The 25,817-nt window shown below is 50.5% G+C and carries 24 protein-coding genes and 1 tRNA gene; 13 read left to right on the top strand and 12 right to left on the bottom strand.

Annotated features, from left to right (window positions below):
* Positions 1-126 precede the first annotated feature (126 nt).
* From rpoN to AC2UZI_RS11020, 3 genes are all read left to right on the top strand, one after another.
* Entirely contained in the window at positions 127-1,506 is a 1,380-nt protein-coding gene (gene rpoN / locus AC2UZI_RS11030) for an RNA polymerase factor sigma-54 (RefSeq protein WP_486943918.1), read from the top strand.
* Positions 1,507-1,577: 71 nt separating this feature from the next.
* On the top strand, positions 1,578-1,871 hold the full coding sequence (locus tag AC2UZI_RS11025) for a hypothetical protein (RefSeq protein WP_486943917.1): 294 nt from the start codon (positions 1,578-1,580) through the stop codon (positions 1,869-1,871).
* Positions 1,872-1,938: 67 nt separating this feature from the next.
* The gene (locus AC2UZI_RS11020) at positions 1,939-2,952 is read left to right on the top strand and encodes an SDR family oxidoreductase (RefSeq protein WP_486943916.1); all 1,014 of its coding nucleotides are present in this window, start codon (positions 1,939-1,941) and stop codon (positions 2,950-2,952) included.
* A gap of 95 nt (positions 2,953-3,047) precedes the next feature.
* Here AC2UZI_RS11020 and AC2UZI_RS11015 read toward each other — a convergent pair whose 3' ends face one another.
* The 3 genes from AC2UZI_RS11015 to AC2UZI_RS11005 form a co-directional block, all read right to left on the bottom strand.
* Complete coding sequence (locus AC2UZI_RS11015; RefSeq protein WP_486943915.1) at positions 3,048-3,686, bottom strand: BON domain-containing protein; 639 nt, start codon at positions 3,684-3,686, stop codon at positions 3,048-3,050.
* A 25-nt stretch (positions 3,687-3,711) separates the two neighbouring features.
* Positions 3,712-4,032: a hypothetical protein gene (locus AC2UZI_RS11010; protein ID WP_486943914.1), complete on the bottom strand. Its 321-nt coding sequence runs from the start codon at positions 4,030-4,032 to the stop codon at positions 3,712-3,714.
* A 189-nt stretch (positions 4,033-4,221) separates the two neighbouring features.
* A tRNA-His gene (locus AC2UZI_RS11005) sits at positions 4,222-4,297 on the bottom strand.
* A gap of 152 nt (positions 4,298-4,449) precedes the next feature.
* On the opposite strand from AC2UZI_RS11005, the gene AC2UZI_RS11000 reads away from it, so the two are divergent.
* The 4 genes from AC2UZI_RS11000 to bamC all read left to right on the top strand — a co-directional run bounded on the left by AC2UZI_RS11000 (position 4,450) and on the right by bamC (position 7,937).
* Positions 4,450-5,076: an L-threonylcarbamoyladenylate synthase gene (locus tag AC2UZI_RS11000; RefSeq protein WP_486943913.1), complete on the top strand. Its 627-nt coding sequence runs from the start codon at positions 4,450-4,452 to the stop codon at positions 5,074-5,076.
* Between the two features lie 93 nt (positions 5,077-5,169).
* The gene (locus AC2UZI_RS10995) at positions 5,170-5,820 is read left to right on the top strand and encodes a site-2 protease family protein (RefSeq protein ID WP_486943912.1); all 651 of its coding nucleotides are present in this window, start codon (positions 5,170-5,172) and stop codon (positions 5,818-5,820) included.
* Between the two features lie 78 nt (positions 5,821-5,898).
* A complete protein-coding gene (gene dapA, locus AC2UZI_RS10990; protein ID WP_486944015.1) occupies positions 5,899-6,804 on the top strand; it encodes a 4-hydroxy-tetrahydrodipicolinate synthase in 906 nt (301 codons plus the stop codon).
* Entirely contained in the window at positions 6,801-7,937 is a 1,137-nt protein-coding gene (bamC, locus tag AC2UZI_RS10985) for an NlpB/DapX family lipoprotein (RefSeq protein ID WP_486943911.1), read from the top strand. The genes dapA and bamC overlap by 4 nt, the downstream gene beginning before the upstream one ends.
* Positions 7,938-8,096: 159 nt before the next feature.
* On the opposite strand, the gene mutS is transcribed toward bamC, so the two are convergent.
* Positions 8,097-10,709 (bottom strand): DNA mismatch repair protein MutS, encoded by a 2,613-nt coding sequence (gene mutS, locus AC2UZI_RS10980; protein ID WP_486943910.1) that lies wholly within the window; start codon positions 10,707-10,709, stop codon positions 8,097-8,099.
* A 305-nt stretch (positions 10,710-11,014) separates the two neighbouring features.
* Here mutS and AC2UZI_RS10975 point away from each other — a divergent pair, with 305 nt between their 5' ends.
* A complete protein-coding gene (locus tag AC2UZI_RS10975) occupies positions 11,015-13,684 on the top strand; it encodes a molybdopterin-dependent oxidoreductase (RefSeq protein ID WP_486943909.1) in 2,670 nt (889 codons plus the stop codon).
* A 61-nt stretch (positions 13,685-13,745) separates the two neighbouring features.
* On the opposite strand, the gene AC2UZI_RS10970 is transcribed toward AC2UZI_RS10975, so the two are convergent.
* The gene (locus AC2UZI_RS10970; RefSeq protein WP_486943908.1) at positions 13,746-15,332 is read right to left on the bottom strand and encodes a gamma-glutamyltransferase family protein; all 1,587 of its coding nucleotides are present in this window, start codon (positions 15,330-15,332) and stop codon (positions 13,746-13,748) included.
* Positions 15,333-15,356: 24 nt separating this feature from the next.
* Positions 15,357-16,358, bottom strand: coding sequence for an LLM class flavin-dependent oxidoreductase (locus tag AC2UZI_RS10965; protein WP_486943907.1), 1,002 nt, complete (start codon positions 16,356-16,358; stop codon positions 15,357-15,359).
* A 74-nt stretch (positions 16,359-16,432) separates the two neighbouring features.
* Here AC2UZI_RS10965 and AC2UZI_RS10960 point away from each other — a divergent pair, with 74 nt between their 5' ends.
* Both AC2UZI_RS10960 and AC2UZI_RS10955 read left to right on the top strand, forming a co-directional pair.
* Complete coding sequence (locus AC2UZI_RS10960; protein ID WP_486943906.1) at positions 16,433-17,053, top strand: methyltransferase domain-containing protein; 621 nt, start codon at positions 16,433-16,435, stop codon at positions 17,051-17,053.
* A 56-nt stretch (positions 17,054-17,109) separates the two neighbouring features.
* A complete protein-coding gene (locus AC2UZI_RS10955) occupies positions 17,110-17,943 on the top strand; it encodes a mechanosensitive ion channel family protein (protein ID WP_486943905.1) in 834 nt (277 codons plus the stop codon).
* Here the strand turns inward: AC2UZI_RS10955 and AC2UZI_RS10950 are convergent, their stop codons facing one another.
* From AC2UZI_RS10950 to AC2UZI_RS10940, 3 genes are all read right to left on the bottom strand, one after another.
* Complete coding sequence (locus AC2UZI_RS10950; protein WP_486943904.1) at positions 17,944-18,714, bottom strand: IclR family transcriptional regulator; 771 nt, start codon at positions 18,712-18,714, stop codon at positions 17,944-17,946.
* A gap of 157 nt (positions 18,715-18,871) precedes the next feature.
* On the bottom strand, positions 18,872-19,798 hold the full coding sequence (gene cysE / locus AC2UZI_RS10945) for a serine O-acetyltransferase (RefSeq protein WP_486943903.1): 927 nt from the start codon (positions 19,796-19,798) through the stop codon (positions 18,872-18,874).
* A gap of 30 nt (positions 19,799-19,828) precedes the next feature.
* The gene (locus AC2UZI_RS10940) at positions 19,829-20,641 is read right to left on the bottom strand and encodes an RNA methyltransferase (RefSeq protein WP_486943902.1); all 813 of its coding nucleotides are present in this window, start codon (positions 20,639-20,641) and stop codon (positions 19,829-19,831) included.
* Positions 20,642-20,747: 106 nt separating this feature from the next.
* On the opposite strand from AC2UZI_RS10940, the gene AC2UZI_RS10935 reads away from it, so the two are divergent.
* The 3 genes from AC2UZI_RS10935 to prpB all read left to right on the top strand — a co-directional run bounded on the left by AC2UZI_RS10935 (position 20,748) and on the right by prpB (position 23,605).
* Positions 20,748-21,539: an inositol monophosphatase family protein gene (locus tag AC2UZI_RS10935; protein WP_486943901.1), complete on the top strand. Its 792-nt coding sequence runs from the start codon at positions 20,748-20,750 to the stop codon at positions 21,537-21,539.
* 257 nt (positions 21,540-21,796) lie between these two features.
* A complete protein-coding gene (locus AC2UZI_RS10930) occupies positions 21,797-22,666 on the top strand; it encodes an undecaprenyl-diphosphate phosphatase (protein ID WP_486943900.1) in 870 nt (289 codons plus the stop codon).
* A gap of 15 nt (positions 22,667-22,681) precedes the next feature.
* Positions 22,682-23,605 carry a methylisocitrate lyase gene (gene prpB / locus AC2UZI_RS10925; protein ID WP_486943899.1) on the top strand — a complete coding sequence of 308 codons (924 nt, stop codon included), beginning with the start codon at positions 22,682-22,684 and terminating at the stop codon, positions 23,603-23,605.
* On the opposite strand, the gene AC2UZI_RS10920 is transcribed toward prpB, so the two are convergent.
* From AC2UZI_RS10920 to AC2UZI_RS10910, 3 genes are all read right to left on the bottom strand, one after another.
* Complete coding sequence (locus tag AC2UZI_RS10920; protein WP_486943898.1) at positions 23,606-24,439, bottom strand: UDP-2,3-diacylglucosamine diphosphatase; 834 nt, start codon at positions 24,437-24,439, stop codon at positions 23,606-23,608.
* Entirely contained in the window at positions 24,432-24,941 is a 510-nt protein-coding gene (locus tag AC2UZI_RS10915) for a peptidylprolyl isomerase (RefSeq protein WP_486944014.1), read from the bottom strand. Before AC2UZI_RS10915 ends, AC2UZI_RS10920 begins: the two co-directional genes overlap by 8 nt.
* 171 nt (positions 24,942-25,112) lie before the next feature.
* The gene (locus AC2UZI_RS10910; RefSeq protein WP_486943897.1) at positions 25,113-25,772 is read right to left on the bottom strand and encodes a tetratricopeptide repeat protein; all 660 of its coding nucleotides are present in this window, start codon (positions 25,770-25,772) and stop codon (positions 25,113-25,115) included.
* Positions 25,773-25,817: the final 45 nt, after the last annotated feature.

The raw sequence follows: 25,817 nt of genomic DNA, 5'->3' as shown, positions 1-25,817 counted from the left end.
ATTGGAGCTTACATTTCATGACTATTACAGGAAGGCCGTCAAAAAGCTGGCATTATTAACTCAAGCATGTTGCATGGGAGGACAGCTAAACCATTTTGTCGCTACCTTGAATAAGGGAATGCCGTTATGAAACTGATGTCTGAATTAAGGGCTACACAGCGCTATCAATTCTCGCCAACCATGAGAGAGTCAGTGCAGTTGCTCAATCTGCCGTTAGCGGAATGCGCCGAGCACGTGTTAACAACGATGCGAAACAATCCGTTTCTTGCTGAGGCGACAGAGGATGTAGAGCCGGCCGAGCAGGTGTTACCGCATTCCTCAGCTGCCGTGAAAGTGCAGTTAACGAGCCGTTATTTACGAGAAAACAATAGTAACGTTTTGGCGAGTGAGGGACAGCCGTATACGAGGGATGAGAGGCAGCCATCCAGTTTTAAAGAGGCGCTGGCCGCTGATTTGGCAACCTTACCGCTAAGCGAGCCTTTGGCGGTTTGCTTAGCCTTTGCCATTGAAGCCATCGACGAGCGAGGCCGTATACCCGTCGAAATCCGTGATGTCATCCCGCAGTTACCGTACTTTAATCGCTATCAAGAACAGTGGGAAACGGCGGTAAGACTGATTCAAGTCGCCTCGGGAAATGGAGTCGGGGCCCGCAGTTTAAAAGAGTGTTTGATGTTGCAATTGCGTACGTTTAGCGATTCGCGTGAGCGTGCGCTTGCTCTGCGGTTGGTTCAGGAGAATTGCGAAAGTTGGTTAGCCATGACGAATGACAAACTGGCACAACATATGTGTTGCAGCGAGGCTGAGCTACAGGAAGCTAAGCGTTTGATTACGTCGTTAAATACGGCCCCAGGGCGCCAATACGATAATGAACATACCGATGTGATTTGTCCCGATGTGTATATCTATCTTGATGACGGTTGCTACTGCGTCGTGCCTAATACCGAGCTATTACCGTGGCTGACCGTACACCCTGATGTGGGGCGATGGAAGGGGGAGGTACGTGTGGTTGATGCTGAAGTGAAGCGACTTATGGAGGAGGCTGAAGAATTTGCACAGGCGGTGAAGCATCGGCATCTTACTGTGGTGCGAGTTGCGGCTGAGTTAATCGCAAGACAAATGGCTTTCTTCGAGTTGGGCGAGCAGGCTATTGCTCCGCTTTTGCTACGTGAAGTGGCCGACTCGTTAGGGTTGCACGAGTCCACGGTATCCAGAGCGGTGAATCAGAAATACATGCACACCCCCGCTGGTGTGATTGGCTTCAAACGGTTTTTCTCTCGTAGTGTGTCCACCGTCAATGGACAAGAGTGTTCGACGGTAGCGGTTAAAGCATTATTGACAGAGATTCTGGAAGAGGAAAGCCGTACAAAGCCTTTCTCGGACGTGGAGCTTGTAGAGCGTCTGAATCATGAGGGTGTCAAAATTGCCAGACGAACGGTAACGAAATACCGCCAACAACTAAACATCCCTTCCTTTAAAGAGCGCGCTAACTGGGTTGGTTCTTATTAAAGTGCGTTTAGGCATGCGACTTGCTGTATAGGTGTACCTCATGACTCTTGAGGGCCTTTATGGAGCAAATTATGACTAAAGATACCAATCCTACTCAACGTCATCAAGAAGATACGAATCAAGGTGGCTTAGCGGGTTTAACTGACGAAGAGCAAAGAGAGCTAGACATCCGTGGTCCACAGGGCGCTCAGCAGCAAGGCGGTCAAGGTGGGCAGCAGCAAGGTGGACAGGGTGGAGAAAAAGCGGGCCAAGGTGGTCATCAGGGTGGTCAGGGTGATAACAAGCCCGGGCAAGGTGGTCAACAAGGCGGACAGCAACAAGGTCAAGGTGGACAACACGGTGAAAAAGGCACCCAAAATCGTTAATGTGAAAGGTTAAAACGCAACGGGAGGGCAAGATTTGTCCTCCCGCAGTCATTTAAGGGAGTGTGTAATGAGCGGACACGGAATTGCAGGTAGTGATAGAAAGGCCCAGAGCACCTTAGATAAGCAGCGTAAGATACAAGAGAAACAAAAGCGATTAGATGATTTTGGCGAGCAAAATGAAGATTGCGCAGGAACGGATAACGATTGGGATGCGCCACATGGTGAAGTGTACCCAAGCGCGCCGGTCTCAACGGAAGAGCTAGAAAAACCGGGCAGGGAGGCTGAAATGGAGGTGCAACCGCACTACCTTGCCCCGCGTTATAAAGGCAGTCAAAAGTTAGAAGGAAAGGTGGCACTCATTACTGGGGGCGACTCAGGCATAGGGCGTTCCGTCGCTGTGCTGATGGCCAGAGAAGGGGCATCAATTGCTATCGTCTACCTTTCCTCTACACGCGATGCAGAGCAAACGTGTGAGGCGGTGCGTAAAGAAGGGGCCGAGTGTTTGCTTATCCAGGGTGATGTAAAAGACGCCAAGTTTTGTGCTTCAGCAGTGCAGCATGTGATGGCCCAGTGGCAGCGACTTGATATTCTTGTGAATAACGCCGCTTTTCAACAGCATGCAAATGAACCTGAGCAAATAGACGACGAGCGTTGGGAAGAGACCTTTGCTACGAATATGCGTGGCTACTTTAATATGGTGAAGTCCTCTTTAGCGCACATGAGGCCCGGCGCATGCATCATTAATACGGGTTCTGTCGTGGGGCTTAAAGGCAGTGCTCAGTTGTTAGACTATGCAAGCTCTAAAGGGGCCATTCATGCCTTCACATATTCTTTAGCAGCTAGTTTAGCTTCTCGAAAAATTCGAGTAAATGCGGTGGCCCCAGGGCCGGTATGGACACCGCTTAATCCTGCGGACCGTGATGCAGAAGGCTTAGAGGCCTTTGGAAAAGATACGGTTTATGGAAGGCCGGCTCAACCAGAAGAGCTGGCACCCGCCTATGTGTTCTTAGCCAGCGCTCAGAGTTCAAGCTATATCACAGGCGTTATATTGCCGATTACAGGAACCCCCGGCGATCATTAAAACCGCAATATTTTGAGCGGCCCATCGTTTTGGTATTGACATTGACATTGACATTGGCAGGGGCAATCAGTCAGCCCATGCCAATGTCTTTAACGTTACTCTTGATCCGTATCAGCGTTGTCACGCCTTACGCTAATCTGGTTACTGATGTCTTCAACCCCAAAGCATGATGCGGTAACGTCTTCAATTTGGTGTTTAGAGCGACGACTTCTAACGGTTCCACTCAGCGTGACATGGCCGTTTTCGACTTGAACACTGACATCTTCCACATCCAAGCGGTTACGGCTAAGGTGCTCGCACACGTCGTCGATGATTCGCTCATCACTGCGTTTATAGCCTCGCGGCATGCGGTAGGGGCCTTCATCGGCGCTAGCCCAGTTATTAGAGTCCGAATCGCGCCACGATAAGCGATCGTGGTAGGCGCTGCGCATTCGGTCGTAATCTTCCGGACCATAGTCAGAGCCGAAATAATCAGGCTCATAGCTGGGGCGTGCTCGTGAATCGATCGAGTCGCGCTCGTCCCACGGGCGCCCTCTGCCATCCTGATTGCGGCGTTGCCACTGGTTTCGGCTACCGGGATCGTAATCGCCGCTTAAGTCTTCCCATCTTGATCGTGTTCCGGGGTAATCCCACTCTCTGACGTGTGAAGGCCATTCGCGTTCACGATAAGGGTCACGGGGCTCTAGTCCAATGTGGCGTTCTGCGGGTGAAGCGTATCGTTTACGTTTGGGCATACAAACCTCCTAGATGCTTATGTGGTCAGCGGTTGATGTGTTTACCTAGGCACCAGCCGGTAAGAAAGGCTGCAGTCATCGCTAAGCAAGTGGCGTGCCACGGTTTATCTGAAATCAGTGTGGAGGTACTGTCGCAAACTTCTTTGCTACCGGTGCATAAAGCGCGTTGCCATCGGTCTGCCGCATAGCGACTGGCGTCCATTGCTTCGTGTAGTTCCTTTTTTGCCTGACTGGATTGGGAGGTAGAGGCCGATGTAGGAAGGATGAGATTCTGATCCTTTGTCTCGTTTGCTGAGTTGATGGGCTCGGATGGCTCGGAGCCAAGGTTTGATTGAGGGTTTTGCATCGATATCTCCTAAAGAGTCCCTAAAAATGGGTAGAGATATGAGGAGCAGCAAGTACCATGCCTAAAATACGTTTCGTTAATGGCAACGCCAGCGATTGCGGCTGGGAAGGTGTGGATACGAAACGTTAGGCGAAAAAAAAGACCTAAGTAGGTCTGTTTTGATTTTGCTAAAGGATTACGTAACGTAAATGGGGTGACCGACGGGGCTCGAACCCGCGACAACCGGAATCACAATCCGGGACTCTACCAACTGAGCTACGGTCACCACAATGTCCTGCAAAGAAAAAGATTATAGCATCAATAAAATAAAAAACCAGCCCCTAGGGCGAGCTTTAATTTAAGAGTATTGTTGTTAGGTGTTCTGCACAGAGAGGGCACTTTGAACTATATTGTTTTTACTCTTTAAAGGAACAGCATATGGTACAAGTTTTTGTGGTTCATCCAGATAATCCTCAAGCACGAATTTTGGCGCAAGCTGCCGATATACTCGCCAAAGGCGGTTTGGTAGCGGTGCCTACTGACTCCAGTTATGCTGTGGTTGCTCGTTTAGACGACAAATCGGCTGCTGACGCCTTGCGGCGAATTCGAGGCTTAGACGATAGGCATAATTTGACATTGTTGTGTCGCGATCTGGCTGAAATCAGTACCTTTGCGAAAGTCGGTAATGCGCAATATCGACTATTAAAACTTGCTACGCCAGGGCCATGGACTTTTATTCTTGAAGCCACTAAGGAAGTACCGCGTCGCGTATCGCATCCGTCTCGTAAAACCATCGGCATACGCGTACCGGATAACCGCGTGGTAAGAGAGCTTATCGAGCAAGTTGGTTCGCCGTTGTTATCCACAACCTTTATTCCCGAGGGAGAAACCGAAGCCCTTAACGATGTGGATGACATTGAAATGCGTTATAAAAATCAGTTAGAGGGCCTCATCGATGGTGGGCCTTGCGCGATGCAACCCACGACGGTTATTGATTTAACGGCTGAAGCGCCTGTTGTCGTCCGTCGTGGTTCAGGTGACCCTAGCACGCTTGGCCTAGAGTAAACTCAAGCTCTTGTCGTTGGCTTGGCGCGTGAATAAGGGCAGTGTTCATCGTGCTTTTGGCGCGAAACGCATTTGCCCTTTTTTTGGATTTACATGGACTCTTTAATACAGACCATTACGGTCTATGCCATACCGGTACTGTTTGCCATTACCTTACATGAAGCGGCACACGGTTATGTCGCACGAATGCTGGGTGACAACACCGCAGAGCAAGCGGGGCGAATTACGCTCAACCCCATCCCTCATATCGATCCAATCGGTACCATAGCGTTACCTTTATTTTTGCTATTTAGTAGCAAAATGCTGGGTGGCGCAGGTATATTATTTGGTTGGGCGAAACCAGTGCCGGTAAATTGGTCAAAGTTGCGCAACCCTAAGCGGGATATGTTGTGGGTGGCAATTGCCGGACCTGCCGCGAATTTATTCATGGCGATTCTTTGGACCATCAGTTTGCGCTTCATGGGTGGCACCGACGCCATAGCGTCTGACTTCGTCGTTCGTATGGCCATTGCAGGCATCAATATCAACTTGGTCTTGATGGCGTTAAACTTGCTGCCATTGCCGCCCTTAGATGGCGGACGTATTGTGTTTAGTTTATTGCCTGCCTCATTAGCGTATCCGTATTCGCGCATTGAGCCTTACGGCATGGTAATACTGATTTTATTATTGGTAACGGGCTCCTTATGGATGTTTTTGTCACCCTTTCTGCTTTTTGGTGAAAAAGTCATCAGCTGGTTCTTATGATTTTGGGTTGAATCCGTTAAACTTCTCATTTGTTCATTTTGGCTTATGCCGCGTCTTTTCTTGGAGACACTCTCGATGATGGCAAGTTCAGACTCCGCCACTCCTATATTACAGGGAAGTATGGTTGCCCTTGTTACCCCCATGTTTCCGGATGGGCAACTGGATTTCGACGCCTACCGAAAGTTAATCGATTGGCATATCGCTGAAGGCACAGATGCCATCGTGGTGGTCGGTACTTCTGGAGAGTCGCCCACCGTCGATATGGACGAGCATGCCGAGCTCATTAATATTGCTGTGAGCCATGCCGCCGGTCGAATTCCGATTATTGCGGGGGTCGGTGGAAACTCGACCACCGAGGCCATCGAGTTGGCCAAGCACGCTCAGCAGGTCGGTGCGGATGCCGGCTTATCTGTCGTGCCTTATTACAATAAGCCAACGCAAGAGGGGCTTTATCAACACTTTAAAACCATTGTTGAAGCGGTTGATCTACCAACCTTGCTGTATAACGTACCCGGACGTACCGTTGCCGACATGAGCGTCGAAACGACGCTGCGTTTAGCACAAGTGCCGGGTATTATCGGTGTTAAAGAAGCAACGGGTGATATAGCTCGTTTAGGCAAGTTACTAAGAGATAAGCCCGATAACTTCATTGTGCTTAGCGGCGATGATGCGACAGCGGCTGCTTTAATATTGTTGGGTGGACATGGCAATATTTCGGTAACAGCGAATGTGGCGCCTCGTCTGATGCACGAGTTATGTGCTGCAGCATTGGCCGGTGATTTGCCGACTGTACGTCGCATTAACGGCGTGCTCGCAGATCTCAATGACAAATTATTTATCGAAGCCAATCCAATCCCAGTAAAATGGGCTCTGGCCGAGATGGGGCTAATACAAGTAGGTTATCGTTTACCCATGACGCCATTAAGCCAGCAGTATCACGATATGTTGCGTCAACTACTAAGGGATGCAGGTCTGATTTCATGAGAATTACGCGTATAAATAAAATAGGTGCCTTGTTGGCGCTAGGCGTGGGTGTCAGCCTGATGGCAGGCTGCTCAACCATTAACAAGATCACGGGTGGTGAAGAAAGCGTTAATTACAAGAGCACGGTTCGTGGTGACCCGCTTAGTATTCCGCCCGATTTAACACAGGCTAACCAAGACGTGCATTATCGCGCCCCCGAAGGGGTTGCGTCCTACACAGATTATGCACAGGCTCAGCAGGCCCAGCAGGGTGTATCCCGCGAAACCAAGGTGCTGCCTTCGCAAGAAGGGATCGAAGTGAAGCGCGATGGCCAGTTGCGTTGGCTTGTGGTTGATCGGCCTGCCGAAGAGGTGTATCCCGCTGTGGTCGACTTCTGGGGAGAGCAAGGGTTTACGATTCGCTCCCAAGACCGAGCAGCAGGCGTAGTGCAAACAGACTGGGCCGAGAACCGAGCAAAGATTCCTGAAAGCTGGATACGTTCGGCCTTGGGTTCCATTATTGATCAGGTGTTTGATAGTGGCGAGCGCGAACGCTTCACCACCCGCCTAGAAAGAATTGAAGGCCGCACTGAAGTCTATATTAGTCATCAACACATGGAAGAGACGCCCACCACGGATGGTGCAGCGTTTAAATGGGTTTACGGTGACGAAGATCCGAACTTGAATGCCGCCATGCTGGCACGCTTGATGGTCTTTTTAGGTACGGACGTGGGTACGGCGCAAGCACAGGTCACAGAGGCCGAGCAAAGTACACAAGAGCGACAAGTTCAAACCATTACTCAAGAAGATGGTAGTGCTGCCTTAACCCTTAACGAGCCCTTTGATCGTGCGTGGCGTCGTGTAGGGGTGGCCATTGATGCAGCGGGCTTCTCGGTAGAAGATCGTGACCGTTCTACAGGTGATTATTATGTTCGATATTTAGACTCCGATAGCGGAGAAAAAATCGAACAGCAAAACCTCATCGGCCGCCTGTTCGGCGCACGTAATACAGCCGAAGCTGTTCGGTATCGTATACGTGTGAACACGGTCGGTAACGTGTCTACGGTTCAGGTGCTGGACGAGAATGCCCAAGTTCAAGATACGGGCACAGCAAAACGTATTTTGACGGTATTGCGTAATCACATGGGTAATTAAACCCCTTTTGTTGTGATCACGAAGCGCTCCACCTTATTTCAGGGTGGAGCGCTTTTTTGTTTTCCGAGCAACACATGGGTGCACTGATGTGGTCTTGCCATCCCTGTTTTCACTATAGCTAGACAAAAACATTCATATTGTTGATAAACAAAATGCCATTTAATGGCTAAACTGCTGCTTCCATTCGTACAGTAAGTCCAACGCCTCTCGGGCACTTAAGTTATCCACATCCACATCGTTAAGGGCCTGTTGTAGGGCTAAATTGGCCTCAGAGCTAAGGTCAGCTTCAGGCTCTTCTGTGACCGGTGCAAAAAGATCCAATTGGTTACTCTGATTCTGGTGCTGTGCTTCCAATCGGCTCAGTTCGCGGCTGGCTTGCCGTATCACAGCAGCGGGAATGCCTGCGCGTTGGGCGACTTGAATCCCATAGCTTCGACTGGCTGGGCCCTCTTGCACTTCGTGTAAAAACACGATTCCCCCCGAAGATTCCGTCGCGCTAAGGTGCACGTTAGCGGCGGCTTGTTCCAATTCAGGCAGGCGCGTAATCTCAAAGTAGTGCGTGGCAAATAAACTCAGCGCTTGATTGTGTTGCAGCAGTCGTTGAGCAATCGCCCAGGCGAGAGCTAAGCCATCGTACGTGGATGTGCCTCGACCCACTTCGTCCATCAGCACAAGGCTTTGTGAAGTAGCGGCTGACAAAATGGCAGCGGCTTCGGTCATCTCCATCATAAAGGTAGAGCGGCCTCCTGCTAGATCATCAGCGGCTCCGATGCGGGTAAAAATACGATCAATCGGTCCTACGCTAGCTTGCGTTGCTGGCACATGGCTACCGGTACGTGCTAGCAAGGCAATGAGGGCATTTTGACGCATATAGGTTGATTTACCACCCATATTTGGGCCGGTAATCAATAGCATCCGGCGATCGTGATGAAGTTCGCAGTGATTAGGCGTGAAGTGTTCAATGCTATGCTCAACCACCGGGTGACGGCCTGATTCAATCCATAGTCCAGCTTGATTATGCAATGTGGGCGCCACCCAGTTATTCTGTAAAGCATGTTGTGCCATTGAGCCTAGTGCATCGATTTCCGCTAAGGCGCTAGCGCAGTTTGAGAGGGCGGGGGCAAACGCACGAAGATCGTCGAGCAGCGCTTCAAAAAGATATTTTTCACGCGCTAGGCTACGTTCTTTAGCTGACAGTATTTTATCTTCCCATTCTTTCAGCTCGGGTGTGATGTATCGTTCAACATTTTTAAGCGTTTGGCGACGTCGGTAGTCATCCGGGACTTTATCGGCTTGTGCGCGACTTACTTCGATAAAGAAACCATGAACGCGATTGAACTCGACGCGTAGATTGGATAGGCCGGTGCGCTCTCGCTCTCGGCTTTCCATGCGAATAAGAAACTCACCGCTGTCGTTGGCTAAACCGCGCAACTCATCAAGCTCAGTATCGTAGCCGTCAGCTATGACCCCTCCGTCGCGTATTAACAGGGCGGGTTCGGGCGCGATAGCTCGAATCAAGTGTTGCGCAAGCTCTGGATCGACGTTGATGCGAGAGAGTAATGCGTTAATTTCTGTTGTGCGATCGAATTGCTGTTCGATGTGTAGGCTCAGCTGGGGAAGCTGCGCTAAGGCGTCTCTAAGGCTGGCAAGCTCGCGCGGTCTGACAGAAGTCAGGGCGATACGCGTGGCGATACGTTCTAAATCGGGGTAATGACTTAGGGCTTTGCGCAGATGATGTAAAGCGGATTCGCCCTGTAACGAGGCCTGCCCGCCCGCCAGCAAGGCGCTAACGGTACGTTGTCGTGCAAGAACAGGCTCATTGTTACGTAAAGGGTGGTGTAACCATCGGCGTAATAAGCGAGAACCCATTGGGGTCTTGCAATGATCAATGGTAGAAAACAGCGTTGGCTTATCGTCGCCGCTAATGGTTTCGGTAAGCTCCAAGTTTTTACGGGTAACACCATCCAGAACCACAAATTCACCGCTGTGTTCGATACCGATGGTTTGAAGGTGGGGTAACGCTTGATATTGTGTATGGCTGACGTAACGTAATAGCGCACCAGCGGCACATGTCGCAATGGGATAGTCGTCCAGACCGAAGCCTGCGAGTGAATCGGTTTGAAAATGGTCCAGCAAAGTTTGATGGGCGCCACTGCTTTCGAAGTGCCAATCTGGCACGCGACTGACTCGATCCGCGTACCCCTGGTTGCCCGAAGCCGATTCGGCCATGACAAGCTCGGCGGGTGCTAAGCGACTGAGCTCGGTGTCGATGAGCTCTGGCGTACATTCATTGACCTTAAATTCGCCGCTGGCTAGGTTCATCCACGCGATGCCAACCCGATTTTGACGGTTCTTACGAGCACGATATAACGCAGCGATAATGCGGTCAGACTTGCTGGGAAGCAACGCGTCGTCGGTTAACGTTCCTGGCGTGACAATACGTACGATTTGTCGTTCTACTGGGCCTTTACTGGTGGCAGGGTCGCCCACTTGCTCACAAATAGCAACGGACTCGCCCAAGGCGACCAATCGCGCTAAATAGCCTTCCATGGCGTGATGGGGGACGCCCGCCATCGGCACCGGTTCGCCATTCGAGGTTCCTCGTTTAGCCAAGGTGAGGTTCAGTAGCCGCGCACCACGCTCGGCATCGCCGTAAAACAATTCGTAGAAATCCCCCATGCGATAAAACAGTAAATGCGAGCCAGCTTGATCTTTCAGGCCAAGGTATTGCCGCATCATGGGGGTGTGCTGGGAGTAATCGGGTGTGCGCATGAAACTCAATGATAGCTATTTGCGAGAGAGAGCAAACAGAGGGTGAATCGTGAGCAGATATTGTACGCTCAATGCTTGGTAGTACAAATGGCGTCATTTCGCCGCGCTGATAAGCAAAGTCATCAATCATTGATGTAGCGCAAAGTAAAGCGAGATCGGTCGAGTTATAGTCTAGACGGCTATTTATTAAGCTGCCGGACGGTGTGCTCGTACCGATCTAAGAATAGAGACGCCTCACACGCGTCAAATAGCGAGTTACCCACTGTGTTTATGTATCCATAAGCCGTTTTTAAAGGAAAGCTTTCATGGGGTTCACGAGGAGAAGGTTTTTAAAGTCGACGGTTGCGACGGCTGTCGCCGCTAACGGATTAACCTGGTTTGCACCAAACCATGTTTTTGCGGCCGATACCGTCACTATTCCTAGCGCTAGTCATTGGGGGCCATTTAATGCTGTGGTGAAAGACGGTGTGTTGATTGGTGTACAGCCCATTAACGAGCTTGACGCTATGCCTAACAAAATGTTGACCGAAGGGTTATTAGGCCGCGTTTATGATAAAACGCGCGTTAAGTACCCCATGATTCGTAAGTCTTATTTAGAAGGACGAAAAACGGGCGATACAAAACCGCATTTGCGTGGAAAAGAGCCTTTTGTACGCGTGACGTGGGATGAGGCGTTAGCCATTACCGCGGATGCCATCTTAAGTACCGCTGAAAAGCACGGTAACGAGGCCTTGTTTAGTGCTTCATACGGTGGATGGTCGCACGCAGGCTTGCTGCGTCCGCAGGTTTTGCAGGGACGTTTATTTAATCTGATTGGTGGCCACTCAGTCACCACAGGCGATTATTCCGCAGGGGCTTCGCAGATCAGCCTACCTCACATTATTGGTGACATGGAGGTGTATTCCCCTCAAACATCGTGGGAAGTGATCGCGGATAAAACCGAAGTGATGGTGATGGTGGGTTGTGACCCCTGGAAGAACAACAGGGTTGAGTTTACGGTCGCTGACCATCAGATGTTCCCACGCTGGAAAAAAATTAAAGAACGTGGTGTTAAGTTCATCTCAATCAATCCGCAATACACGCCTACCGATGTCGAGATGGAAGCCGAGTGGGTAAAGATTGTTCCCAACACCGATACGGCCTTGTTTTTGGCCTTGGCCTACCACGTCTACACGACCGGACAGCACGATCAAGCATACTTAGACAAATACACCGTCGGTTTCGACAAGTTTCTACCTTATCTATTAGGTGAGGATGCTGATGGAACCCCACCTAAAACACCCGAGTGGGCAGCCAAGATTACGGGCATTTCCGCAGAAAAAATCGTGGAAATGGCGGATTTGTTTGCGAGCAAGCGCACGCAGTTTGCGTTGGCTTGGTCATTGCAGCGCGCACACCATGGCGAGATGCCGCACTGGGCAGCCATTAATCTGGCAGCGATGCTAGGTAAGATCGGTAAACCCGGTGAGGGAATCGGAGTAAGCTGGCACTACGGTGGTGGCGGGATGCCACAGTCGACCAAAGTGATGCCAATTGGTTTGCCGCAAGGTCGTAACCCATTAACCACACGTTGTCCTGCTTCACGCATTAACGAAATGCTTTTGAACCCAGGCAAAACATACACGCGAGACGGCACCGAAGACGTTTATCCGAACGTTAAGCTGGTGTATGCGGCGGGTAATAATGTGATGTCGCATCAACAAGACACGAACGAACTGATTCGTGCGCTTAATCAGCAAGTTGATACCTATATTTGCCAAGATCCTTGGTGGTGTGCATCGTCACGCTTTGCTGATATTGTGTTGCCTGCAACGTCGGCTCTTGAGCGTGATGACATGAGTACCGGTGGCACCTACAGTAACGACAAGATTTACGCCATGCGTAAAGTGATCGAGCCTTATGGCGAAAGTCTGGATGACTTCGAAATCTTCAAGCGTTTAGGGGATTTGATGGGAGTAGGTTATGGCTTTACCGAAGGCTTAACCGTTCAACAAATCTTGCGTAATGCGTATGAGCATTCTGATGGCCATATTCCTTTTGAAGAGTTCTGGGAAAAGGGTCATGTTAAGTTAGACGTGCCTGAAGAGATGAATCGTTGGGTTCGTCACGGCGATTTTTATGAAGATCCAGAGAAAAACCCGCTACATACGGCGTCTGGGAAAATCGAGCTGTATTGTGAAACGATTGCGGGTTATGACATTCCCGATTGCCCACCCATTCCCAAGTTCTTGGAACCCATCGAGTATTTAGGTAATGCGAAGGAAGGGCAGGTTCACGTGGTTAGCCCACACCCTTACAACCGTTTGCACTCGCAGATGGCAAATACCGAATTACGCCATGAGCAGCATGTGCAAGGCCGTCAGCATGTGTTGATTAGCGTAGAAGATGCCGAAGCAAATGGTATCAAAGATGGCGATTTGGTTGAGCTTTATAACGACCGAGGAACAGTGATCGCTGGGGCTCGTGTAACAGACCAAATCATGAAAGGGGTGGCCAGCTTAGAAGAAGGTGGCTGGTTGCAGTTTGACTCTAAAGGTCGTTGTAATAGCGGCTCTATTAATGTCATTACCACCAGCGTTGCGGCAAGTGGCTTAAGTCAGGCCACCAGTGCGAATACGTGTATCGCCAGTTTGCGTAAATGTACAGATGCCGAGTCCGATAACTTAGCCTTTGAGCCGCCGGTGATTGAGGTGTCTGAAGGCTTGGGCTTGGATATTGCAGCACTAAGCTTAACAGCCCGTGCAACCGAGCTAAAAGGGGCAACCCTTGCCGATATGACACCGGGCGAAAAGCTGTTCTACGGGCGTTGTACCTTGTGCCACGTGGCTCGTGAGCCGGGTGATTTCACCTTCGGGCAATGGCGCGGTATCACCGATAGTATGTTCCCACGTGCTGGCTTAACAGACGATGAGCGGGTTCTGGTGTTGGACTTCCTAGCTAAAAACGCAAAAGATGCTCCAATAGCAACGCCGTAGTTTGTTTTTTTAAGGTAGTAGCAACCTAGCCGATGTAAACCTAATCGGCTAGGTTTTTTGATTAAAACGCACAGGCTAAACCATCTTTGCGATGATCCGAGCCGGCTACATAACAGTCGTTTTCACGTGTAATCAGTTGTGCTCCGCCAAACGCAAATACCCCTTTTCCTTGTTCTATCGTAATGTGGTGGCCTTTCGCTTTTAAGGCGTCGGCCGTTTCGAGCGAGAAGCCAGATTCCAGCGACACATTTAAGCCACGGGTGACACGCCAGCGTGGGGCGTCAGAGGCCGCTTGAGGGTTTTGCTTAAAGTGCAGAACACGTACACACATTTGCAAATGGCCTTGCGATTGCATGGGGCCCCCCATGACGCCAAAACTCATATAAGGCTCTCCATTTTGATGCGTAACGAAGGCAGGTAAGATCGTGTGAGATGGGCGCTTTCCCGGTGCGACAACATTCGGATGACTGGGGTCCAAGTTAAATCCATGCCCTCTGTTTTGTAGACTGATTCCGGTGTCTGGAACGACGATACCTGAGCCAAAGCCCATGTAGTTAGACTGAATAAACGAAACCATCATGCCGCTTGAGTCGGCAGCGGACACGTAAACGGTGCCACCCGGTTTGGGGCTGCCGAAATGTGGCGCCTTGGCTTTATTCGGGTCGATTAACGAGGCGCGCTTTTGAAGGTAGCTCGGGCTGAGTAAATCGGACGGCTTAATCCGCATAGCGGCCAGATCGGCATTGTGGGCATAAAGATCCGCAAAGGCTAACTTCATGGCTTCAATACAAAGATGCGTGGTTTGGGCATCATCAACACCAAGACCATCAAGCCCTAATATATCGACCATGCCCACTGCCATAAGCGCTGCTATGCCTTGACCGTTCGGTGGGATTTCATGAAGACGATAGGCACCAAAGGCCGTGCTAATGGGGGCACACCATTCGTTTTGGTGTGAAGCTAAATCATCAGCGGTCAGTGCGGCGCCACACTGCTGTGCATGGGCCGCTATTTTGTTTGCTAGGGATCCTCGGTAAAAGGCTTCGCCATGGGTAGCGGCGATTAATTGTAGTGTTTCTGCTTGTGCGGCGTTACTGACCATGTCGCCTGCCCGAGGAGCCTTGCCCTCAGGAAGAAAACACGCCGCGAACCCCGGTTGAGCGCCCAGCTTTTCAGCGCCCAGTTGCCATAACGAAGCGATGGTAGGCGAAACGGGGAAACCATGACGTGCGTAGTCGATTGCGGGCTGCATAACCGTCTGTAAGGGAAGCGTTCCGTAACGCTCTGACAGTGATACCCAGCTTGAAACAGCGCCGGGTACCGTCACCGAGTCCCAGCCCGTTTCTGGGATGCTGGTGCGGCCGGCAAAGTAGTCGGGCGTCCAAGCTTCGGGTGCTCTTCCTGAGGCGTTTAAGCCCGTTAGTGAACGACCATCCCAAATTAACGCAAAGGCATCACTACCAATACCACAGCCCGTTGGCTCTACAACGGTTAGGCAAACGGCTGCTGCCAGAGCAGCATCTACAGCATTGCCACCTTTGTAAAGCATGCTTAAGCCCGCTTGAGCAGCTAAAGGCTGAGAGGTGCTGACAATGTTCTTGCCAAATACCGCAGGCCGTTGAGAGGGGTAGGGGTAATGCCAGTTCATGGTGCGTGCCGTTGTAGAGGAGAGTTAGGCGTTTAGGATCTCGTAAGCGTCGGCGGTGAGTTCATAAGAGCGTTTTCGCGCCTCGTGATCATAGGTGTTTGATGTCAGCATCAATTCATCAGCTCCAGTTTTGTCGATGAAGGCCTTGATCTGGGCAGCGACAACGTTGACATCGCCAATGGCGGAACAGGACAGCACATGATCCACGAGTGACTGTGCGGCGGGCCCGACTTGCTCTAAGTAATTGTCCACAGGGGGCGGTAACTGTATCGGTTGGCCTGTACGTAGGCTAACAAACGATTGCTGCCACGAACTTGCTAAATAGTGCGCTTGCTCGGTGGTGTCGGCAGCGAACACGTTAAAACCAAGCATGACATAAGGCTGACTTAAGTGTTTAGACGGCTTAAAGTTGCTTCGATAAAAGCTGATGGCTTGCATCAACTGCACTGGAGCGAAATGCGATGCAAAGGCGTAGGGTAGACCGAGTGCAGCGGCAAGTTGAGCGCCAAATAGACTTGAGCCCAAGATCCAAATGGGTACGGCTAAACCTTTACCGGGCACGGCAAGCACAGGCTGTTCTGGCTCGTCCGACATATAGTCCATTAGCTCAAGCACATCTTGAGGAAACTGGTTGGGATCGGTCTGCAGATCGCGGCGAAGCGCTCTCGCCGTAAGTTGGTCAGAGCCCGGGGCACGACCTAACCCTAGATCGATACGACCGGGGAAAAGTGATTCTAAGGTACCAAACTGTTCAGCGATGACCAGAGGGGAGTGATTGGGTAGCATGACACCGCCGGCGCCTACTCGAATATGCTGGGTGTGGGCGGCAACGTGGCCAATGAGTACCGATGTGGCGGCGCTAGCAATACCCGCCATGCCATGATGTTCAGCCATCCAGTAGCGCTTATAACCTCGACGCTCGGCCAGTTGTGCTAATTCAACGGTGTTGGCAAAGGATTGAGCCGCGGTGCCTCCTTGAACAATTGGAGCAAGGTCAAGAACGGAGTACACGTGGTTTTGTTTCATGCTTTAGTATCCTATACTGAGTCACAATATTTCATACTATAGGCTAGACCAGAAACTCATGGGGCTAAAAACGCATGAACCACAGTGACACAACGCAGCGCACGATTCAACATTATGCCCAACGAGCCGAGCAATTTAAGCAAGGAACCTGGGGTCACGACGTAGAGCAAAATCGTAATGCGTTACTCAGTGCGTTGCCTCCTAAAGACCAATACGATTTACTTGATTTGGGTTGTGGGCCGGGGCGTGATGTATTGGCTTTTTCCGAGATGGGCCATCGAGTTGTGGGTTTAGATGGTTGTGCCGAGTTTTTAACGATGGCAGCCACGGTGATCGACGCTGAGTTTTGGCACCAAGATATGCTGGATTTGTCGTTAGGGGAGGAGCGCTTCGATGGTATTTATGCTAATGCCTCACTTTTTCATGTTCCGCGTTCACATCTAGATAGCACTTTAAAACGATTGCACAACGCCCTTCGGCCAGACGGCGTGTTGTTTGTTTCTAACCCGTGGGGCGAGGATCAAGAAGGGTGGAGCGGCGAGCGATACGTTGTCATGCACAGCTGGGAGTCGTGGCAACGCTACCTGTGTCATGCAGGCTTCACCTTACTACGTCATTATTATCGTCCTGAAGGCTTAGCTCGGTCAGAGCAGCCGTGGTTAGCAAGCGTATGGCGCAAAGTCGTAGCTGACTGAGCACACGAAAATAAGTATGATGGCTCGCCTGAAGACTATTTAGCTGGAGTGAATTTATGGGTAATGTTATTTCCGCTCATCTAGGCGGTTCGTGGGTTGAGGTTTTCCTCATTAACCTTCTAATTGCTGCGGTGATTTTAATTGCAGGTTGGTGGATCTCGTCGATCATTGGTAACGCCGTCAAGAAGGTGGCGCAACGCTCGACACGTATCGATAGAACCATTGTGCCGATGGTTCATAGCGTAACCGTTTGGACAATACGTGTTTTTGTATGTATTGCCGTGTTAGCTCGCTTTGGGGTGCAAACGGCAAGTATTGTTGCGGTATTAGGTGCGGCAGGTTTAGCCATTGGTTTAGCGCTACAAGGAACACTGCAAAATATTGCGGCGGGCATTATGTTATTAGCGTTACGCCCTATACGTGCCGGTGAGTTCGTTTCCATCGTTGATAAGGGTGATGGTACGGTGGATGAAATTGGTTTGTTTCTAACTCGCTTTGTTCAAGTCGACGGCATTCAGTTCACGCTGCCCAATAGTGCCATTTGGGGTAATGCCATCATTAACTACAGTCGAAACGAAACCCGTCGTTTAGACGTGGGAGTCAGTATTCGCTATGGTGACGATCTGGATAAAGCCATTTCGATTTTAGAAACACTGGTTAGTTCAAACGAATTAAGCCTTTCAGACCCAGCGCCGTTAGTGGCTGTCACCGAATACCGCGACAGCACGATCATTATTAATATTCGCGTCTGGGCCAAAACTAGCGATTACTGGACGTTGCGCTTTGCCTTATTGCGTCAAGCACCGATTGCCTTGGCGGATGCCGGCTTACGCTTACCGGTACCTGTACGCGAAATTAACACCGTCGAGAATAATAGCGAGGCGGCGTAATTAAAGTTGCTTTGCAAGGGTTGCCAAGGTGCTCTCCAGCATCTGGGCAATTTCCTTCTGGCGGCGTGATGGCATGCGTTCAGTAATGGCTGTAACGCTTAAGCCAAGGATGGGGGTGCCTTGTGCGTCGCAAAGCGCAGCCCCTACCCCTAAAGCGCCTCGTACGGCGTAATTGCCCACCACCGAATACCCCCGCGTACGGGTGTTAGCAATAAGCTGGCGCATTTCGCGTTGGGTCATCCCACCATACAGTTCAAGTTGCTCTACGTTTGCTTCGATAATGGCATCAACGCTTGCGTCGTCAAGTTTGGCCAGTATGGCCATACCTGCCGAGCCCACACCTAAAGGTTGTGCTTTGTTAACGTAGGTCGCTAAGATTTGTACTGGGTAAGAGCCAATTTCTCGCCATAAGGTAACCGAGTTATTGCCATCACGAACCACAAGAAATACAGCGTCTCCCACCTGATCCGCTAACTCTCGCATCAAGGGCTTTGCTCGCTCAACAATGGGGTTGTTGGTCTCGTCAGAGGTGGGGAGGTAGGATTTCGTCGAGGCGTATCGACGTGTGCGTCCTACCGCATGCACAAATTCGCTTTCAGTTAAGGCGGCAAGTAGACGGTAGATCGTAGGACGTTGCAGGCCCGTCAACCGAGACAGTTCGGTAACACTTAAGCCTTTATCATCGTGATTTTGTAAGGTTTGAAGCAAGAGCAATCCACGCCGTAAGGTGCGTGGGCCTGCTGAACTATCGGATGCGGTTTTGGTCGCCATATACTACGCCATAGAAAGTCGATGCAGTGCTTAAAATACTGCATAGCAGGCCTTCATGTCCACTGCACGGACGCCTGCTGCTGGTAAACCCGAGCTAAGGGGGGTAGTGCTAGCGTAAAAAAGCAGAAGCGTGCGCTACCGAGTCTTAGCCTTGAGTTTACTCAATTAGTTTGTTTAGGCGTTCAGTATCCAGCGGTGTAGCGCCATTTTCTACACGTTGACCAAGGTCTTCTAAGGCGTGGCACAGTTGGCTAATGCGAGCGTCCTGCTTAGCCACATGGTTGACCAGTTCGTTAATGACCTGTAGCAACGGGTCATTATTTGTGTTGTCAACCGCATAGGCAGCAAAGTCGTCAGAGCTGCGGGTGCTGTCGCTTGCAGGTGATGTGGCCTCGCTTTTTGAGCTAGCGCTTTCTTTGCGGCTGCGCTCAAGCAGTTCTTGTAAAGGTTGGCCTGTCCACTCGGCTTGGCACGGAAGCGTAGTTTGATCGCTAGTAGGCTTAACGGGGGCGGCGGCTTGCTCGGGTGATGCGGTAAGGGCGTCGTCACTGTGCTTTTGCTGAGACTTGTCTTTTGTTATGACGCGAGCTGGGTTGCCAACAGCTGTGGCCCCTGCAGGTACGGGTTTTACAACGACAGCGTTGGAGCCGACTTTGGCGTGAGCGCCGACGGTAAAGCCGCCCAGTATTTGCGCGCCAGCACCCACAACCACACCTTGTTCAAGGGTAGGGTGGCGCTTCTGTCCTTTGTACAAACTTGTGCCGCCAAGGGTTACGCCCTGATAGATCGTACAGTCGTCGCCAATAACCGCAGTTTCTCCCACCACAATACCAAAGCCATGATCAAAAAATACACGATTGCCGATCACAGCGCCTGGGTGGATCTCGATACCCGTAAAAATCCGAGATAGATACGAAAGAAAGCGGGCGAGCCAGAACCACTTGTTTACCCATAGTTTGTGAGCGAGACGGTGAGCCAAAATGGCGTGTAGACCGGGATAACAGGTCAGAATCTCCCATCTGCTACGTGCGGCAGGGTCACGTTTAAGGATACAAGCGATGTCTTCGCGCAGTTGTTTAAGCATAATTAATAAATCGGGGTCAAGCAGGGAAAATTATGGGTGTTTGGGTGTAGAGACCTTGTTAGCGGTTTTTATCATTGCGGTGCAAAGACCTCGTAGCATAGCGACTTCATCCACACTTAAACGGTTACGACTGAACAGTTGACGCATACGAGGTAGTAGCTTTTTAGGGTGTGCCGGATCTAAAAAATCCACCGCTATTAAGGCTTGTTCTAAGTGGGTTAAAAAATCGGCCACTAAAGCGGTATTGGCCGCGAGTGAGCCGGGGTCGACTTTGCCGTTCGTGCTGGGCAACGTTGTGCTTTCAAGCTTGCTTAGTAAGGCATAACGCAGCTCCCATGCTGCTAATTGTAGGGCTTGTGCCACATTAAGCGAACTGTATTCTGGATTGGCAGGAATATGACAAATATTTTGGCAGAGCTCTAAATCGCTATTATTAAGGCCCGTGCGTTCGGTTCCCAGTACGATAGCTACCTGTGCTGAGCTGTTTTCTACGTGTTCGGCCGCCAGTTTCGCGCTTTGTCGTATATCAAGCGCAGGTGGGCCAAGGTAGCGAGGACGAGCAGTTAATGCGAAAGACAGCGAGACAGGTGCCAACGCTTGCTCTAAACTTGGTACGATACGCGTCTGACTTAAAATATCGGTAGCGCCGCTGGCTAAAGCGATGGCTTCAGCATGTTCGAGCATGTTATCGAATTTTGGTGCTACTAAACATAGTTCTTTAAACCCCATCGTTTTTATTGCCCGCGCAGCCGCTCCTACATTTCCGGGGTGGCTGGGCCTGACCATTACGAAGCGAACCTGATTGAAAACTGTGTTTAGTGTATCTGCCGTTGTTTGAGTCATTTAAAATAACTGTTGTGTTGTGATCTGTGCCTTATTGTGCCGCGTACTTTTAGAAAAAAGCATGAGAGCAAATTAGGCAACGAACTCTTAAGAAATACGGATACTTATGCACCCGATGCTAAACACCGCTATTAAAGCGGCCCGCCGAGCAGGCAATATTATTAATCGTGCCAGTGTAGACATTGACCGTTTACAAATCGGCCGTAAAGGCCCTAGTGATTATGTCACGGATGTCGATGCAGCTGTAGAAGAATCCATCATCGAAGCCCTTAGCACAGCCTATCCAGACCATGGCTTTTTAGGCGAGGAAACAGGGAAACGTGATCCTGTTCAGGCGTCGGGCGAAGGCGAGCCAGAAAACGTTTGGGTGATCGACCCTATTGATGGCACCACCAACTTTATCCACGGTTTTCCTTATTATGCGGTGTCCATTGCGATGCTGCATAAAGGGGTGCCCACCCACGCGGTCATCTACGATCCCAATCATAATGAAATCTTTCACGCGAGCCGTGGGAGTGGTGCGTTCTTAAACGATCGTCGGGTTCGCGTTTCTGGTTCACGCAAGTATCACGATGCCTTGCTTGGTGCACATCTGCGTAACACCAGCAATGCGCTATCAAGTACATCTCCTTTCTCCGCTATGCTAACGGACTGTGCTGCGGTGCGTCGTTTGGGTTCTACCGTATTGGGATTGGCCTACGTGGCAAGTGGACGTCTGGACGGCTATGTGGCGACGAGTGTTAAGCCGTGGGACATGGCGGCTGGCGCCTTACTCGTGTTGGAAGCAGGCGGTCTAGTAAGTGACTTTGAAGGCGAGCAAGATTGGTACGAAAGCGGACAAATCATTGCGGCCACGCCGAAAATATTTACACAAATGTTGGCACATTTCCAAGAATAGTTTGAATCAAGCGCTGCTAAAAAGCAGCGCTTTTTGCGTGTGTGTTTGTTTCAGACCTAGCCACTTAGGGTAGGTTTGTTCTTTCTGATTGAATGATTTGCTCACTATTCTGCCGCTAGCTGGCATTGTTGTTTCAATCTGCTCCGTGTTCAAATAGCACCGTCGCAAACGCTAGGTGATCAGCTTTGATCGTACATCTCTTTTAATCGGGCTATAGGCCCATTTCTTTTGACTTCGTCACATCTACTGTATCTACCATGACCGATTACACGCTGTACTTACTGAAAGCGGCCCTACTAGGCATTATTGAAGGCTTTACTGAATTTATACCTGTCTCCAGTACCGCCCATTTACTTTTGTTGGTTGAATGGATTTCCTTTCCCTCAGATAGCAATAAAGTCTTCGAGGTGGTGATTCAGTTTGGCTCTATTTTGGCCGTGATTTGGTTGTTCAGGGCACGGGTGTGGCAGTTGATTAAAGGTACGATCAGTGGGGATCATGTAGAGCGAATGTTTGCTAGAAACTTGATTATTGCGTTTTTACCGGCTGCGGTGATTGGCGCAATGGCGATCCAGTTTATTAAAACGCTCTTCCATAATCCGTTGATCTTTGTTTTTACGCTGGTAATCGGTGGTTTCATTATGCTGTGGGTTGAGCGTAAGCCAGCCTATGCAAAGCAACACCCAGAGGCCAAGCTGGATGATGGGGTTACCGCTACTTCCGAGCGAGCCACCTCTTATACGCTAGAGACCATTACATGGAAACAGGCGCTAGTGGTGGGCTTTGCGCAATGTATTGCCATGGTGCCCGGTACCTCGCGTTCAGGTGCCACCATTGTCGGAGGCATGCTTGCTGGAATCCATCGAAAAACAGCCACTGAGTTCTCATTCTTTCTCGCCATGCCGACAATGATGGCGGCGACGGTTTACGATCTTTATCGTAACGGCGGGGCCTTAAGCACGGATCAAACCTGGGCGATTGTTGTTGGCTTTGTTACCGCTTTTTTTAGTGCGTTGTTTTTAGTGAAGGCGGTATTACGCTTTGTCTCTAAGCACACGTATCGTCCTTTTGCTTGGTACCGCATAGCGCTAGGGATGGTTGTGTTAGTGTGGTTATACGCGAGATAAACCAACGGAGGCATCATGAGCAACAGTCAGCAATCGGTGTGGTTAGAGCAACCGCTTCCCGTAGGGCTGGGTGCGCAGTTAGCGAAACGCTGGCAAGACCAAACGTTTATGATGATCGCCGGTGTGTACGACCCGCTAAGTGCCTTACTCGCACGGCAGGCGGGTTTTGATGTTCTCTACCTTTCAGGTGGGGCATTAACTGCCTCATTAGGCCTTCCTGATGTCGGGTTAATTACGATGGACGAGCTTGTTGCTCGAGCTCGTTCTATCGTGCGAACCACGCGTTTACCGATCGTGGTAGACGGTGATACCGGTTATGGTGAAGCCTTAAACACCATGCGGCTCGTGCGAGAATTGGAAGATGTGGGCGTAGCGGCCGTGCAGTTAGAAGATCAGGTGTTACCCAAAAAGTGTGGTCACCTAAATGGAAAGCAGCTCGTCACGCCGGAAGACATGGCTGAAAAAATTGCAGCCGCTTCTCGTGCTCGCCGTGATCTTCGTATTATTGCGCGCACTGATGCGGCGGGCTCCGAAGGGATAGACGCTGCAATCGCCCGAGCCAAGCTGTACGTAGAGGCGGGCGCCGACGCTATTTTTCCAGAAGCGCTTACCACTAAAGATGAGTTCGAAGCCTTTGCTCGTGCGCTGTCGGTGCCGCTGTTGGCAAACATGACTGAATTCGGGCGTACGCCTCAAACCTCGGCGAGCGAGTTTCAGCAAATGGGGTACGCCATGGCAATTTGGCCTGTATCGGGTTTGCGCATTGCCGCCAAAGCCATGCAACAGTTCTACACAACGTTAAAGCAAACGGGTTCGGCCGCTGACAGTTTGGCGCAAATGCAAACACGGGCTGAGTTGTACGATGTGATTAACTATTTTGGCTACGAAGCGTTAGATGGCTCGATACAACGTACCATCATCCCCAAAGACATAGACTAGCTAGACCGTCGTAGTAGGCGTTGTTGAGGGGTTCGCTTCTTGCCGCTGCACATCGCAATGAGTATCGTCGTGATGCAGTCGGTGTAGGGTCATACTTTGTTCATTAATGCTAAGCCAACCCGCACGGGGCTGAGTGCTGTGGTCGAGCTCCCAGTCTGGAAGCACAATGCGTCTGTCTGTATTTAGGTTGGGTCCGCTCTGGTGCAAGGCCGGGCGATGTGTGTGCCCATGTACCAATGTGTGCACACCGTACTGAATAAGAGCTTGAGCGCAGGCTTCCGAATTTACATCCGTAATAGAGGCACTTTTGTATTGTCCCGCTGCTTTACTGCGAGTTCTAAAGTGTTGAGCCACCGCTTTGCGCCACGAAAACGGAAGTGTATTGAAAAACGTCTGGGTGATGGGGCTGCGAACGATACGCCTGAAGCGCTGATAAGCAACGTCATCGGTACAGAGCTCGTCGCCGTGTGACAGTAGGAATGTGAAATGCTTGGTGCTGAGCACTACCTGATCGGCAAGCAGCGTTGCATTGAGATGCTTGGCGAGTTTGTCGCCCATTAGAAAATCGCGATTACCACGCATGAGGTAAAGCGGTTTTTGACGGCTAAACTTTTGTAATGCATGTAAGGCTTCAGCCAGCCAAGGGGCTGGAGCCATCACTTCGTCGTCGCCTATCCATGCGTTGAAAATATCACCGCATAAAAGTAAGGCATCGCAATGTGTAGTGGCATCGGCTAAGAATTGGTAGAAGCCAGAAGCTGTTTTGGGGCCATCAGGCCCCAAATGTACATCAGCAGCGATCCAAAGCGTGCCTTGGAGTCGTAGCTTATTCAATAATGGTTGCTTTTTCGATAACCACATCGTCTACGGGCACGTCTTGGTGAAAGCCTTTGCTACCGGTTTTAACGCCTTTAATGGCATCGACAACGTCTTGTCCTTCAACGACTTTAGCAAATACGGCGTAGCCCCAACCGTTTGGTGTGGGTGAGCTAAAGTTTAAAAAGTCGTTGTTATTCACGTTAATGAAGAACTGCGCTGTAGCCGATTGTGGGTCGGCTGTACGTGCCATGGCTAAGGTATAAGTGTCGTTTTTCAGACCGTTATCTGCTTCATTCTTGATAGGGGCATTGGTTGTTTTTTGCTTCATGCCTGCCTCAAAACCACCGCCTTGAATCATGAAGTTATTGATAACACGATGAAAGATGGTGCCGTCGTAAAAACCGTCTTGCACATACTGAATAAAGTTAGCTGCGGTTACTGGCGCTTTCTCGGCGTCGAGTTCGATCAGAATATCGCCCTTGTTGGTCTGTAGTTTGACCTGAGGATTGGTGCTCATTGTCGTACCTTGAGTTGTGGTGGGTGAGTTCGCTTGTGCCTGAGCAGCCATAAAACAGGCTGCAAGAATCAAAGCGGCAATATAGCCAATGGTGCGCTTGCTATAAAAGCTAGCGTACTTGGATAACGTAAAGCTTCGCATTATAGGATGCCTAAATAAATGTAATAGGGTTTATTGTTGCAGAATTTCTTGCGTTTGTTGTGCGCGTTCAGAGCCTGTGTTGCCAGCTGCCTTAAAGGCCTGCTCGGCAAGCATTAACTGCACCTCGCCTAAATTTACTTTTGCTGTGGTGAAGTCTGGTGCTGCAGTTAAGGCCATTTCTAGCGCTTCCCGTGCCATCTCGGCTTTGCCTTGGCGCATGTATTCAGCGCCGAGATTATTCCAAGGTTCGGGCAGTTCAGGGTAGAAAATGGTGAGTTGGCGATAGCTTTCAATGGCTTCGCTGTGACGACCTAAAGCAGACAGGGCTCGCCCTTGAAGAAAGAGTAGCTGTACATCCACTCCGATCTCAGCACGCTCTTCACGTTGCTGCAGGCGCTTCTCTATGGCCTCAAGCGCCAATTCGGGATGCCCCTGATTTAGCAGCGAGCTAATACGCAGAGTCACTTGGCTGGAGGTGAGTGGAATAGAGGTATCTACGCTAGGCGTTAAAGCGTCGAGGACACGGGCTAAGCCTTTCCAGCCACCTTCGGGGGTGGCGGTGGGCTCAAAAATGGGGTCTGAGTGGTTAAGCGTTTGGGCATTAACGTTTAGGTTGAGTCCGCCTATAATGAATAGACTCAATAGTGAGCGTCGAGACCAACTTAAGGTTTTTAGGTTCACGGGTTTCATACCTTTGCTTTACAAGGCGTTGTGTATCTGGCTGGTAGGCGTTGT

The sequence above is a fragment of the Paenalcaligenes sp. DL 463 genome, from assembly GCF_057475185.1.
Note: the sequence above shows the minus strand (reverse complement) of the source record. Positions and strands in the feature narration are given on the sequence as shown.